Genomic DNA, 14,772 nt, shown 5'->3' with positions numbered 1-14,772 from the left:
TTATTGCTGGAGTTGCTTTAAATTTCTTCACATACTGGCATATCCATTCCTTTGTACACAACCACAATCTTATGAAGCTGTGTAGTGCCGACTGCTCTTTTCACCGTATCAGTGTCAGCATAGCGGTTGGCTTGGGCAATAGCTTCCTGTCGCAGTTCTTCCACGCGGCTTTCGGGGTCTTTATACTTAGCATACTTCAGTTCCACAATGTAACTGTGCTTCATGTCAGAATAGATATCCAGTAGCGGACAGAGGAAAATGTCGACATAGCCTGCCTGTGTGTCCTGTTCGGAAATAGGACGGTAGAAACGGTTTTGTGCCGTCATGGCAAGCGTGAAGCCATGGACAAAAAATTCGCCTTTCTGCTTGTCGCGCTGGGAAGTGTAGCGTTTCAGGCAGTCGGCAATATAACCGAAATAGGCTTTCCAGTCGCCATCGTAGGCAAGACCGCTGGCAAGTTCGTTTTTTTCGTAACTGCTGAAATTGAGTTCGGCTTCGTTGTAGGTACTTAGCAGATAAGTGTATATTTGTTCGCGGACTACCTGATTAGGAATGGTGAGTTTGGTCCTTCCTTTATACGTGCCGCTAATGGTGAGCATACCGAAATAGTAGAGCAGGCTCACAAAGTTGTCGGGATTGGTGATATTGACGGCAGGGAAACCTTTTTTCAGTTCTCCGGTGACGTAACCTTCGCTCACCAATGTCTGTATGATGGAGGCATCATGGGCAAACTCTTTGTCCTTCCGGATGAGCATACGTAATTTTTCGTAGTCGATACGGATATTGTCTTCTACCATCTCCCGGGGGGCTTTGCCCCGTTGGATATAATTCTTGACGAAGTATAGCACCATATTGGAGTTATACATAGTGGTTTCGCCATAACATTCTTCCGCAAAGCAGTAGTTGTCATACCAGGGTTTCATTATTTCTATCAGTTCGTCTACACTGTGGTTGAACGGACTGGTGGTGGAATAGTAAGTGAGCATTTGGCGCACTTCTTCTTCCGTGAAACCTATCATCTCGTTGAATTCCGGTGTGAGCGAGTAGTTGGTTCCGATATTGAAACCGCTTGTGAGGTCGTCCATTGTCACGGGGCTTACGCCGGTGATGAAACACCGCTCGATGCTGGAATAGGTTCCGGCTTTGATTTTATTGAAGAAGGCGCGCAGATAACCTTCGCCATGTGTTTCGTCCGTATAGCGGTGCAGGCTTTCTATGTCCGATAGGATGGCATTGGTGAAATGGTCATATTCGTCAATAAAGAGATAAATTCTCTGTCCGGCACGTGCACATGCCTGATAGAGAAAGTCCAGTTGTTCCACTGCTCCTTCTTTTGTCCGCAATTCTTCCAACGTATCTTGTGGCAGATAGTCGGCATATATTTTGCAGAAGTTTTCAAAGGTCGTGCCACAATGCGCATCCAGCCCTTTTCGGTAATTGTGCAGTTCACCGACTATTCCGGAGAAGTTGAGATACAGCACCAGATAACTATTTCGGTCAGGGGTTGGGTACTTTCCGATGTAAAGGTCGCCAAACAGCGCTTCGAACTTATCCTTGGCAAGTATATCATAATAGTGCTGCAACATATTTATTGTGAGGCTTTTGCCGAAACGGCGCGGGCGGATGAAGAAGAAAAACTTGTCTGCCTCTTCTATCATGGGAATAAACCGGGTTTTGTCCACATAATAACAGTCGTCGCGGCGGATGACTGCGAAGTTCATCATACCGTATGGGATACGTTTTCTGCGCGGTGCTATATATTCTTCCATAATTTATGCCTTTTAAAAGTTCACTTTGAATACAAACAAAGGTAGGGTCTTTTTGTTACTTCTCCAAACAAACATTCCATAACTTCTTTGCACACTTCTATTTGGGGAAACTTAATAGGAAAGCAAATATAAATGAAAATCGTGGGAATCTCACACCAATAGGATAAAGAATATGTTTTTTCTTTAGTGGTCTGGTAGACAAGATGGCTGAGGATATTGACGACGGAAAGAGCGTTCAGTTGGGTGAGTTCGAAATCTTCAGTCCCACTATCCGTGCCAAGAGTGCGGATGATGAGAAGGATATTTCATCGAAGTCCATCATCCAAAGAAAGATTATCTTTTATCCGGGAAAAATCTTTAAGGATACGTTGGAAGATATGAGTATCACCTGTCGTGTGGAAATTGAGACGGATTATACAGATGGAAGTAGTAATGGTGGTAATAATGGTGGCAATCCTGATTCCGGCGATGATGGTAAGGGAGATAACGGGGAAGCACCGGATCCGGCTGCATAATTTAGTTGGTTTTGTCTTACAAGTGGCTTTAGAGTAGTAGTGATGCACAGAGAATCGATTTATGATCGGTGATCTGTGCATCTTCTATTTATGTATATGTTAATAAAGGATTTCTTAAAAGAATAAATGCGAACCTAAAACAATTTGATTTGTTATTTAGGGTAGTTACATGTAAAGTATTGTTTTATTCTGTCATTATGATATAAAACATCTTTTTAGATAAGCTTATTAAGGCGTTTTATTGACTATATGTCAAAATAATCCGTTATATTTGTATATGTGAAGTTAACCGAAGAAAAAATCACTTATTATTGGCTATGATGAAAAAGGAAATTAAATTCAGTCTTGTTTATCGGGACATGTGGCAATCTTCCGGTAAATATCAACCTCGGGTTGATCAGCTTGTCCGTATTGCTCCTTTGATTATTGAGATGGGCTGTTTTGCCAGAGTTGAAACGAATGGCGGTGCTTTTGAGCAAGTAAATCTGTTGTACGGTGAAAATCCTAATAAGGCTGTCCGTGCTTTTACCGCACCTTTTAAAGAAGCGGGTATTCAAACGCATATGCTCGATCGCGGATTGAATGCGTTGCGCATGTATCCGGTTCCGGCAGATGTTCGTAAATTGATGTATAAAGTCAAGCATGCGCAAGGAGTGGACATCACACGCATCTTTTGTGGACTGAACGAAACAAGAAATATCATTCCTTCTATTAAATATGCTTTGGAAGCAGGTATGATTCCGCAGGCAACTCTTTGTATCACCTATTCTCCTGTACACACTGTTGAGTATTATGACCGAATTGCCGATCAACTGATTGAGGCCGGTGCACCTGAAATATGCTTGAAGGATATGGCGGGTATCGGTCGTCCGGGTATGTTAGGAGAATTGGTCAGGACTATCAAGGAGAAACATCCGGATATATTGATTCAATATCATGGTCATAGCGGACCGGGATTGTCTATGGCTTCTATTCTTGAGGTTTGCGAAAATGGTGCGGACATCATTGATGTGGCTATGGAGCCGATGTCTTGGGGCAAAGTGCATCCGGACGTAATCTCTGTGCAGGCTATGTTGAAAGATTTAGGCTTCCAGGTTCCCGACATAAATATGAAAGCATATATGAAAGCTCGCGCTATGACGCAAGAATTCATTGATGATTTTCTGGGTTATTTTATGGATCCTACCAATAAATACATGTCTTCACTTCTACTGAAATGTGGTTTGCCGGGTGGTATGATGGGGTCTATGATGGCAGATTTGAAAGGAGTGCATTCCGGTATCAATATGATATTAAGGAGTAAGAATGAGCCGGAGCTTAGTCTGGATGATCTGCTTGTGATGCTTTTTGATGAAGTGGAATATGTATGGCCTAAGCTGGGTTATCCTCCTTTGGTGACTCCTTTCAGCCAGTATGTGAAGAATGTTGCATTAATGAATCTTATGCAGCAGGTAAAAGGGGAAGATCGCTGGACAATGATAGATAACCACACTTGGGATATGATTCTGGGTAAAAGTGGACGTCTTCCGGGTAAGCTCGCACCGGAGATTGTAGAGTTGGCGAAATCTAAAGGATATGAATTTGTCGATACCGACCCGCAGTTGAATTATCCGGATGCTTTGGATGAATATCGGAAGGAAATGGATGAAAATGGCTGGGAATATGGAGAGGATGACGAGGAACTTTTCGAACTGGCCATGCACGATCGCCAGTATCGTGATTATAAATCTGGGGTTGCCAAAAAGCGTTTCGAGGAAGAGTTACAACATGCTAAGGATGCGGCAATGGTAAAGAACGGATATTCGGAAGAGGAAATTAAGAAATTGAAGCGTGCCAAGGCAGACCCGGTCATTGCTCCTGATAACGGGCAGGTACTTTGGGAAGTTTCCGTGGAGGGACCATCCATTGCTCCTTTCATCGGACGTAAATATCAGCATGACGAAGTCTTTTGTTATCTTTCTACCCCGTGGGGAGAATATGAAAAGATTCTGACCGGATTTACCGGAAGGGTTGTGGAGATATGTGCACAGCAAGGTGCTAATGTACATAAAGGAGATGTTATTGGTTATATTTTACGGAGTGATATTTTTGCGTAGGCCTTTTATAAAGAGTTAGGGTATAAGCGACACTTAATAAAGACTCATAATGATTCTTTAATAATAGTGGTAATTAATGACAATTCATAGATAATAAAAAGAAATCCCCTGTCGGACTAGCCGGCAGGGGATTCTGTCATTAATCAAATTAAGCTCTCGCTATTGAAATCTAGCAATTTCTAGTCTTTTAATTTTGCGATGATGAAGTCGCGGTTCAAGCGGGCGATGTTGCTGATAGAAATATTCTTCGGACATTCAGCCTCACAAGCACGAGTGTTTGTACAGTTACCGAATCCCAGTTCGTCCATCTTTGACAACATAGCTTTTGCACGACGCAAAGCTTCCGGTTTACCTTGCGGCAGCAAGTTCAACTGGCTAACTTTTGCAGAAACGAACAACATAGCAGAACCATTCTTACATGCAGCTACACAAGCACCGCAACCGATACAAGAAGCAGCATCCATAGCTTCGTCAGCGATAGGCTTCGCGATCAGGATAGCGTTAGCATCCTGCGGAGCACCTGTGCGTACGCTTACATAACCACCAGCCTGCATAATCTTGTCGTATGCCGTACGGTCTACCATCAAGTCCTTGATAACCGGGAAACCAGCCGAACGCCAAGGTTCAACAGTGATGGTGTCACCGTCGTTGAAACGACGCATATAAATCTGGCAAGTAGTAGCACCTGTTGCAGGACCGTGCGGGTGTCCGTTGATGTAAAGAGAACACATACCGCAGATACCTTCGCGGCAGTCATGATCGAATACTACCGGTTCTTTTCTTTCGCTGATGAGCTGTTCGTTCAGGATATCCAGCATTTCGAGGAAGGAAGTATCACCGGGGATATCTTTCATTTGGTAGGTTTCAAAAGCACCTTTAGCTTTCGGACCAGCTTGGCGCCATACCTTCAGTGTAAATGATATATTTTTATCCATTTTCTTCTAATTCTTTTAAATGTTTAACTTCACCGATTAGCTCTTGTAGTTACGGGTCTGAACCTTGATAGCTTCGTATACCAGCGGTTCTTTGTGCAATACCGGAGCCTTTTCATCGTCACCTTGATATTCCCAGCATGCTACATAGAAGAAGTTTTCGTCATCACGTTTTGCTTCTCCTTCTTCAGTCTGGTATTCTTCACGGAAGTGACCACCACAACTTTCGTTACGGTTCAATGCGTCGTAAGCAACAAGCTCACCCATAGTGATGAAGTCGTACAGACGGATTGCTTTGTCAAGCTCTACGTTCATACCTTCCTTAGAACCGGGGATAAACAAGTTCGTTTCGAATTCCTTGCGGATTTCTTTCAGTGCGGCGATACCTTTCTTCAAGCCTTCTGCCGTACGTCCCATACCTACGTATTCCCACATGATATGACCCAGTTTCTTGTGGATAGAATCAACAGATTCTTTACCCTGGATGCTCATGAGCTTGTCGATCTTAGCTTGAATGGCTTTTTCAGCTTCAGCGAATTCAGGAAGATCGGTAGAGAAACGAGGAACAGTGATCTGGTCTGCCAGATAGTTCTGGATGGTGTAAGGCAATACGAAGTAACCGTCAGCCAAACCTTGCATCAATGCAGAAGCACCGAGGCGGTTTGCACCGTGGTCAGAGAAGTTACATTCACCGATAGCGAACAGACCCTTGATAGTGGTTTGCAGTTCGTAGTCTACCCAGATACCACCCATTGTATAGTGGATAGCCGGATAAATCATCATCGGGTTATAATATTTCACACCACTGATTTCTTTAGCCAGTTCGCCCGGGTTAACGTCAGTGATTTCTTCGTACATATCGAAGAGGTTGCCATAACGTTGAAGAACAACGTCGATACCCAAACGGTTGATAGCTTCAGAGAAGTCGAGGAATACGGCCAAACCTGTGTTGTTTACACCGAAACCAGCGTCGCAACGTTCTTTAGCGGCACGGCTGGCAACGTCACGCGGAACCAGGTTACCGAATGCCGGATAGCGGCGTTCCAAGTAATAGTCGCGGTCTTCTTCCGGAATATCACTTCCTTTGATTTCGCCTTTCTGGAGTTTTACAGCATCTTCTTTCTTCTTCGGAACCCAGATACGACCGTCGTTACGGAGAGATTCGGACATCAAAGTCAGCTTAGACTGCTTGTCGCCATGTACCGGAATACAAGTCGGGTGAATCTGAACGTAAGCAGGGTTAGCGAATACAGCACCCTTGCGGTAGCAAGAGATAGCAGCTGTACAGTTACAACCCATAGCGTTGGTTGACAAGAAGTAAGCGTTACCATAACCACCGGTAGCGATTACTACAGCGTGAGCGGCGAAGCGTTCCAATTTGCCTGTTACAAGATTTTTTGCGATGATACCGCGGGCACGTCCGTCAACGATGACAACATCCTGCATTTCGTAGCGGGTGTACAGTTTAACAGTACCTACGTTTACCTGACGGCTCAATGCAGAGTAAGCACCCAGCAGCAACTGCTGACCAGTCTGGCCTTTAGCGTAGAAAGTACGGGATACCTGTGCGCCACCGAAAGAACGGTTATCCAGTGTACCGCCATATTCGCGAGCGAAAGGAACACCTTGCGCTACACATTGGTCGATGATAGCGTTAGACACTTCAGCCAAACGATATACGTTTGCTTCACGGGCACGATAGTCGCCACCTTTTACAGTATCGTAGAACAGACGGTAAACGGAGTCACCATCATTTTGATAATTCTTTGCAGCATTGATACCACCCTGTGCAGCGATAGAGTGTGCACGACGGGGAGAATCCTGAATACAGAAATTGAATACTCTGAAACCCATTTCACCAAGTGAAGCAGCGGCAGAAGCACCTGCCAGACCCGTACCCACAACGATGATGTCCAAACGACGTTTATTAGCGGGGTTCACCAATTTCTGGTGAGCTTTATAGTTGGTCCATTTCTCAGCCACCGGGCCTTCTGGAATTTTTGAATCTATCTTGATCATAATATTATTTACAATTTAATCATTTACAATTTACTATTTAGCAAGCACCGCCACAAATCAGTGTTTTCACGAAGAATACCACTACTACCAGTGCGAAACCGAGTACAACGATTGTAGAATAGATGTTAGAAATGCATTTCCAACGATTGATCCATACTTTGTTGTTCCATCCCAGTGATTGCATAGAGCTCCAGAAGCCGTGAGTCAGGTGGAACCACAACGCAAACAGCCAAACGAGGTAAAGAACTACGTAAACCGGGCAAGAGAAAGTCTGCTGGATGTGATAAGCACCATTGGCAGCATAAGCCAGCGTCAGTGTATCAGCGTGCATGCCCATGTTGTGCATCAGTTCCGGCAACTGCATTTTTGCCCAGAAGTTGAAGAGGTGCAAACCAAGACCTACGATGACGATCAGACCCAGCACCAACATGTTTTGAGATGCCCATTCTACAGTTTTCGGTTTGTCAACCACTGCATAGCGTTCGCTACCACGCGCTTTGCGATTCTGCATGGTCAGCCAGAATGCGTAGATGATGTGAATCACGAAAAGAGCAGCCAGTCCTGCGGTAGCCACTAATGCATACCAGTTTGCTCCCAGGAACTCACAAATCATGTTGTAACCATCAGCCGAGATGATCGCAACCAAGTTCATCGCCATGTGAAATGTTAGAAACAGGACAAGGGCGATACCGGTAACGCTCATCACCACTTTCCTTCCTACAGATGAATTACTTAACCACATAAATGATTGAATTTAAATTATTTAATTGTTAGAACTAAAATTTCGACGTTTTACACCTCTTACGGACTGCAAAAATAGGGGAAATAGATTGATTGAGCAAGGAATTAAAGAAATAATTCTTTAATAATGGATCAATACGCCAATGTGTCAATATGCCAGCCAGTATGCGCGCATGGTGCAACTGATTGGCACATTAGTAGGATGGGGCTGTTTATTGTACCTTTCCGATTTTCTCACCACCGGCTGCTTTTTTGCGTAAAGCGCGTGGGGTATCGCCAAAAGAGTCTTTACAGAAGTGTGCGAAATGCGACAGGGAGTCGAATCCGTATCTGTTACAGATTTCAGTAATTCGCATTTTGGTGTGCTGCAGGTCTTCCAGGATTCCTTCCCGTTTCTTTTCCAGTATCCATTCGTATACGGGCACACCGTAGAGGTTTTTGAAAAGTCGGCGGAAAGTAGTGGTCGTATATCCTCCCAGATGCGCAAATTCTTCCACGTTCTTCACGTTACTGTAATTCTGCATGACGAAATAGTGGAAACTTTCCGTATAAGTGCTGATCGGATAGAAGAATGAACCCAGTTGGGGCAGCGGATAGAAGTTGGTAATCAAGAAAACCAGTTCTTTGCATTTTAAGTCGATATACTTGCTGCAAGGGTTTTCTTCAGCGAGGAATTCGGGCATACTGGTGACAAGGTGGTAAAGCCTTTCGCTCATAATCAGTGGAGTGTAGGTCAAAGGAGCTTCCGCCTGTTCCATCATTTCCTTATATCGGTCTTCGCAAAGCAAAGGCAGTTCGTTGAACCAGTAGACAACGTATTCAACATCTGTCAGTGCCAGTATTTCGACCTTGGAGCCAATAGCTTGCAAAACAATTTGTCTCTCGCGTAACGTTATTCCGGGATGCTCTTCGCTATTGATAAGTAATTCGCCCTTTATCATAAAAAGCATACAATTCTGCGTACACTTATCCTTGGGGATATGCTCTCCTTTAGGTAAGTTTCTATATACAAGGATATTCTCAACATTTTTTGGACATCCCGTACAGTTGGTATATTGTATGCAAAATGAATCTCTTGGCATGAGTTTTATGCGTGATTTATTATCTTAACGGAACAAAGATAGGCTTTTTTTGCGGAAAATGGAACTCTTTCTTTTATTTATGTTTTAGTAGAAACCTGCAAATATTATTCTTATCCCTTTGGATGATGTTAGAGAATTCAATATTTATCTGTTGTAAATTTCTGAATAGAAAACTTTATGTTGATTTTTGGAAGTATTATAGTTGTTTTTGAACATCTGTTTCCCTTTGATATGCGTATTTTTGCAATCTAAACGTTTTAATTATCAATCATTATGCTAATGCTAAGAAAAATTGTATTCTTCTTCTTTTTTTTGTTTGTTGGATTATCATTGTTTGCACAGCAAGACTATATGGTCAGTTCTTATGTGCGGGGTAATTTTTACAACCGTGGTCGTATCTCTACAGAAAGCTTGCGGGCAAGTGACGACCTTATTTTCTTGAATGTTCATCCTAATAAAGACGGATCATTGTCATTTGAGAATCCACGTGCATTTCAGGGAAAAGGGGTGACCACTTGGGAAGGTTTGATTAAATCGGTTCGTGCAAAAGTAAAAGGTACAAAAGTGAAAATACGTTTGGGTGCTTCCAGTGGCGAATGGAAAGCGATGGTGGCCGATGAGGCCGCTCGTACGACGTTTGCAAAGAACATAAAGACTGTACTGGAAAAGAATAAACTGGATGGCATTGATCTTGATTTTGAGTGGGCAGAAAATGAGAAAGAATATGAAGATTATAGTTTGGCTATCCTGAAGATGCGTGAAGTGTTGGGAGACAAGTATCTTTTCAGTGTATCTCTGCATCCTGTTTGTTATAAGATTAGTAAGGAAGCTATTGAAGCTGTTGATTTTATTTCACTTCAGTGCTATGGTCCTTCACCGGTTCGCTTTCCAATAGAAAAATATTGTTCGGATATACAGATGGTATTGGAGTATGGTATTCCGAAGGAAAAACTGGTGGCAGGAGTTCCTTTTTATGGGGTGACCAAAGATAATTCAAAGAAGACAGAGGCTTATTTCAATTTTGTACAGAATGGATTGGTTACGAGTCCTGCACAGAATGAAGTGATCTATCAGGGAGATACTTATGTGTTTGACGGTCAGGATAACATTCGTATCAAAACCCGTTATGCAAAAGAACAGAAGCTGAAAGGTATGATGAGTTGGGATTTAGCTACGGATTTGCCGTTAAGTGACAGCAGGTCATTACTAAAGACAATGACTGAAGAATTGAGGGAATGACTTAGTTCGCACGACTGCTACTTGTAAATCCTTTTTGTAGATGCTGTTTAACAGGTTCTGTTTTAACAAGTTTCCCTCTCCCTTTTTATGATTGTATGATCTGCTTCAGGTAATCCGAAGGCGAGACGCCAAATTCCTCTTTAAAGCATTGACGGAAATACCCCGTACTGTTCATTCCTACTTTATAGGCGATTTCAGAGATGTTGAACTTCCCTTCAAGCAATAAACGTTCTGCATTTTGCATTTTCACTTTCCGGATATATTCGTTGGTCGATAATCCTGTCAGTGCTTTCATTTTCCGGTAGAGGGTGGAACCGCTCATACACATCTTGTCTGAAAGATAGGTAATATCAATCTTCTCCGAAGAGAGGTTTTCTTCGATTAAAAGGGTGATTTTTTCAATAAATTCATTATCCAGCTTGCTTAGAGCTTCGGCGATTACGATACGTTTTTCTTTTAAATCTGCCTGATTGCCCGGAACGGATTGTGTCTGGAATTGAGCTATCAGTTTCTTTCTTGATTCCAGCAGATTATTGATACGGCTACGCAGCAGAGAAGCACTGAAAGGCTTTGTCAGATAAGAATCGGCTCCTACCTTATATCCTTCTTCTTTATCTTGCAGAGAGTCTTTAGCTGTCAATAAGATGATAGGGATATGACTGGTCCGTACGTCCTCTTTCAATTGCCGGCAGAGAGTGATACCGTCCATGACAGGCATCATAATATCGCTGACTACAATATCCGGGATGCGGCTAAGAGCTTGTTGCTTCCCTTCTTCTCCGTTGTAAGCTGTGAGTACTTCGAACGAATCTGCGAAGGACTCGGCGATATATTTCTGTATCTCTTCATTGTCTTCTACAATCAACAGGATCGGTTTGCCGGTATCCAGTGTGGTTTCTTGTGGATATTCAAGGCTTGCTTCCTGATTCGTATCTTCTTGAATCGGTTCTGTAGAATCTGCGTGTAAAGCATTGGGATAGATATTATCCGTCAATAGGCTGATATAGAAAGTACTTCCTTCGTTTTGTATGCTTTCTGCCCGGATTTCTCCTTCATGCAGGGTGACCAGATTCTTCACTAGGGCCAAGCCAATGCCTGTCCCGGATGCCTGATGCTTGCCGCTTTCCTGATAATAACGGTCAAAAATATGTGGCAGGGCTTCAGCAGAAATTCCATATCCCGTGTCACTGACTTTTATCTCTGTATAAGCAACCTCATTGCGCATTGTCTGATACAAACTTAGAGTGACGCGTCCCTGTTCCGTATATTTGATCGCGTTGGAAATCAGGTTGTCCAAAACGATGGTAATGATTTCCTTATCAAAGAAAAGGAGCATTTCTTCTTTCTCTATCTGAATTTGGAAATCAATCTTGGTCTTTTGATTTAGTTCTTTGTATTTAAGCCCTATCTCATAGATCAGAGGAGCGATATTGCCTTTGCTGACACACAATTTCTTGTTTTGTGTCTCTGTCTTCCGGAATTCCAGTATTTGATTAATCAAGTTGAGCAACCGTAGTGCACTCTGATGGATGACAGATAACTTCTGGGCTTGTTTTGCCGGAAGTGAGGTCTCTTTTTGCATATCTTCCAAAGGACCGAGGATTAAGGTCAACGGCGTACGCAGCTCATGGGTGATATTAGTATAGAACCGCAAACGTTCCTGGTTTAATTCCTGTTCTTGCTCATGGTTTTTCTTTTCCAGCGTATAGAGGCTTTCCAAATCCAGCTTCTTTTTATATGCATGCAGGATAAGATAAATGATGCTGATAGATGCCAAAATATAGATAAGCTTTGCCCACCATGTCAGCCAAAGAGGGGGATTGACACGGATGGTAAGTGAAGTAGCTTCTTCCGGCCATTCCTGATTATGTACCCTTGCTTTGATGAGGAATTCATATTTTCCCGGAGGAATGTTTCGGAAAGTGACGCTGTTGTTCTCATTGACGGTGTACCATGAGTTTTCAAGCCCTTTCAGCATATAAACATATTCCACTTGGTTGACTAGTGAATAGTTTTGTACGTTAAATGTAAGTCCAAAGCTATTTTGCGCATGACTTAATTCTACATTCTGTCCTTTGGATAAATTGATAATCATGTCATTATTTTCCAGGTTGCTCAATCGTCCGAGTATTTTCATTTCTGTGATAACTGCTGCCGGAGCTGGTTGTTCGTTCATGGTGATATCGGGATTGAAACAACATACTCCATTGATAGAACCGAAATAAATCCATCCGTTCTTGTTTTGTGTTACGCAACTGCTTGAGAAACTTCCCGCCGGTACATCATCAGAGTGACCATAGTTGTAAAAACAGTCTTTGCTTGTAACATAACAGCTGATACCTTTGTTGTTACTAAACCAGATATTTCCTTTTTTGTCTTCTGCTATAGCGCAGATATTCGTATTAATCAGGCCGTCTTTCCGTTGATAAGTCATATAATTCAGTTCGTCGGTTGACAGGAAACAAACCAATCCCTCTCCTGTTCCTATCCACATTCTTTTTTGTTTATCTTGTATGATCTGGTTGACAGTATTGGAGCAGAAACCATCCCTTTGAGTGAACGTTTTGATTTTCTGTAAGTCCGGGGTGTATATCCCAAGTCCGTCTCCGAAAGTCCCAATCCAGAAACGCCCTTTCTCATCTTGAGCTATGGAGCGTATAAAGTCACTTTGCAGTTCGCTGTTTTCTGTATTGTAATGTCGGATAATCTCCATTGTAAGAGGGTTCAATACAACAATTCCTCCACTGTATCCTACCCAAATGTTGTGTTGGGCATCTTCATAGATCGTACGGACATCCAGATTAGATTGTCCCATAAGAGAGATGGAACGGAATTTTTTATTCCGGCTATCATAATGGCTGATTCCCCCTTCATAGGATCCAAACCATAAATTGCCTTTTGAATCCTGCAAAGAGGCTAATATAAAATTAGAAGGAATATCTCCACTCTCTTTTTTATAGATGGCGGTACGTTTCTCTCCTTCAAATACATTGATTCCTCCGCCGTCTGTTCCGATCCAAACCCGCCCTTGTCTGTCCATACAGAGGCTGCTGGCTACTTTGTTGTTCAGACTGTTCTCATTGTTTGGAATAGGAGAATAGCTCAATGTGGTGAACAAAGGTGATTTACTACTGATAAAATTGATTCCTCCTCCCCATGTTCCTATCCAAATGTTATCAAAAGAATCCTGAAATATGCATCGGGCACTTGCGTTAGAGAGGCTTCGGCTATCGTCACCTTCCTGTATGTATTCAAGAGAAATCTCCTCTGGTGAGAGAAACATACTTTGTTTTAGGTTCAATATAGCAATGCCATTCAGCTCGGAGGCAATCCAAAGCTTATTATCTTTTAGTTGGCGGATAGATAATATACGACTGCATAAAGTGTCATACTTGTCATTCTTGTTTTTTTTGAACGTAATGAAGTTTTCATTAGCAGCATTATATAGGGCCAATCCTTTATTTGTACCTAACCAGATATTTCCGTTCGTATCTTTTATAATACAAAACACATCATTACCGGGTAAACTCATTGGGTTTCCGGCTTCGTTCCGGAAGTTTTTTACACTTTTATCTTTAAGAGAAAGAATACTGAACCCGCTTCCGACATGTCCGATATACAAATTCCCATCACCTCCGTCCAATACTGTCCATGTTTGCTCACAGGGTAGACCGGGAACTGTATTTTTATTATAATGAGTGAATTGTCCGCTGGTGATATCAAGATATTCTATACCTCTATAATAGGTACTAATCCATAAACCATCATCATGTTGAGTGGAAGGAGAAATGTCTGTTACGTCATTCGTAATCAAACTATGTGGATTCTTCGGGTTATGCTGATAAGCGGTAAATGTTTGCTTATTATAATTATATGCATTTAGTCCGTCTCGTTGAGTGGCTATCCAAATAATAGGACGTTTCGTGTCAGCATACACCCGGTTAAGCTCGTTGCCGGTGATTCCCTGATTGTTATGTGCCAAATCATTTTTATAGTAAGTAATAAAACGGGTACCGTCAAACTTATTAAGTCCTTCTTCTGTGGCAAACCATAAGAACCCTTGTTTATCTTGTGTAATGCTGACTACATAATTATTTGATAATCCTTGCTCTATCCCCAATCTTTTTACGGAATGAGACTGGGCTATCAACTGAAAAGTTGATAACAAGAATAAAAATAGAATAGAAGCAATGTGTTTTTTCATAACTCGTGCTTATTTGTTTCAATTACAAATCCAAAAATAGGAATAAATATTTTATTTAGAGTATGTAAATCGTTCATTGCATGATTTGTGTAGCTCTTCTGCATGATTTTTGTTTATTCAGTCTATATCAATGACGTATATTTGTGTTCGAAAAAACAACAAAAAATGTTTAATC

The 14,772-nt window shown here is 42.2% G+C and carries 8 protein-coding genes and 1 pseudogene; 3 read left to right on the top strand and 6 right to left on the bottom strand.

What is annotated here, in order from left to right; genetic code table 11:
* Positions 1-17: 17 nt before the first annotated feature.
* Positions 18-1,769 carry an AAA family ATPase gene (locus A4V03_RS18255; RefSeq protein WP_065539843.1) on the bottom strand — a complete coding sequence of 584 codons (1,752 nt, stop codon included), beginning with the start codon at positions 1,767-1,769 and terminating at the stop codon, positions 18-20.
* Between the two features lie 185 nt (positions 1,770-1,954).
* On the opposite strand from A4V03_RS18255, the pseudogene A4V03_RS18250 reads away from it, so the two are divergent.
* Together A4V03_RS18250 and A4V03_RS18245 are read left to right on the top strand one after the other, a co-directional pair.
* A pseudogene (locus A4V03_RS18250) lies at positions 1,955-2,284 on the top strand (HU family DNA-binding protein); the annotation flags it as partial.
* Between the two features lie 320 nt (positions 2,285-2,604).
* Positions 2,605-4,380, top strand: coding sequence for an oxaloacetate decarboxylase (locus tag A4V03_RS18245; RefSeq protein ID WP_065540500.1), 1,776 nt, complete (start codon positions 2,605-2,607; stop codon positions 4,378-4,380).
* 179 nt (positions 4,381-4,559) lie between these two features.
* On the opposite strand, the gene A4V03_RS18240 is transcribed toward A4V03_RS18245, so the two are convergent.
* The 4 genes from A4V03_RS18240 to A4V03_RS18225 form a co-directional block, all read right to left on the bottom strand.
* Complete coding sequence (locus A4V03_RS18240; protein WP_004298485.1) at positions 4,560-5,315, bottom strand: succinate dehydrogenase/fumarate reductase iron-sulfur subunit; 756 nt, start codon at positions 5,313-5,315, stop codon at positions 4,560-4,562.
* A gap of 36 nt (positions 5,316-5,351) precedes the next feature.
* Positions 5,352-7,331: a fumarate reductase/succinate dehydrogenase flavoprotein subunit gene (locus A4V03_RS18235; protein WP_065539842.1), complete on the bottom strand. Its 1,980-nt coding sequence runs from the start codon at positions 7,329-7,331 to the stop codon at positions 5,352-5,354.
* A 37-nt stretch (positions 7,332-7,368) separates the two neighbouring features.
* A complete protein-coding gene (locus A4V03_RS18230; protein ID WP_004311073.1) occupies positions 7,369-8,073 on the bottom strand; it encodes a succinate dehydrogenase/fumarate reductase cytochrome b subunit in 705 nt (234 codons plus the stop codon).
* Between the two features lie 211 nt (positions 8,074-8,284).
* Positions 8,285-9,154, bottom strand: a complete 870-nt coding sequence (locus A4V03_RS18225; RefSeq protein ID WP_065539841.1) for a helix-turn-helix domain-containing protein — start codon at positions 9,152-9,154, stop codon at positions 8,285-8,287.
* A 273-nt stretch (positions 9,155-9,427) separates the two neighbouring features.
* On the opposite strand from A4V03_RS18225, the gene A4V03_RS18215 reads away from it, so the two are divergent.
* Positions 9,428-10,393, top strand: coding sequence for a glycoside hydrolase family 18 protein (locus A4V03_RS18215; protein ID WP_065539840.1), 966 nt, complete (start codon positions 9,428-9,430; stop codon positions 10,391-10,393).
* An 85-nt stretch (positions 10,394-10,478) separates the two neighbouring features.
* On the opposite strand, the gene A4V03_RS18210 is transcribed toward A4V03_RS18215, so the two are convergent.
* On the bottom strand, positions 10,479-14,597 hold the full coding sequence (locus A4V03_RS18210) for a hybrid sensor histidine kinase/response regulator transcription factor (protein ID WP_065539839.1): 4,119 nt from the start codon (positions 14,595-14,597) through the stop codon (positions 10,479-10,481).
* Between the last annotated feature and the right edge of the window lie 175 nt (positions 14,598-14,772).

The organism is Bacteroides caecimuris (assembly GCF_001688725.2).
GTDB classification, from domain to species: domain Bacteria; phylum Bacteroidota; class Bacteroidia; order Bacteroidales; family Bacteroidaceae; genus Bacteroides; species Bacteroides caecimuris.
The sequence above is the reverse complement of the archived record's forward strand: the minus strand, read 5'-3'. Positions and strand labels throughout refer to the sequence as shown.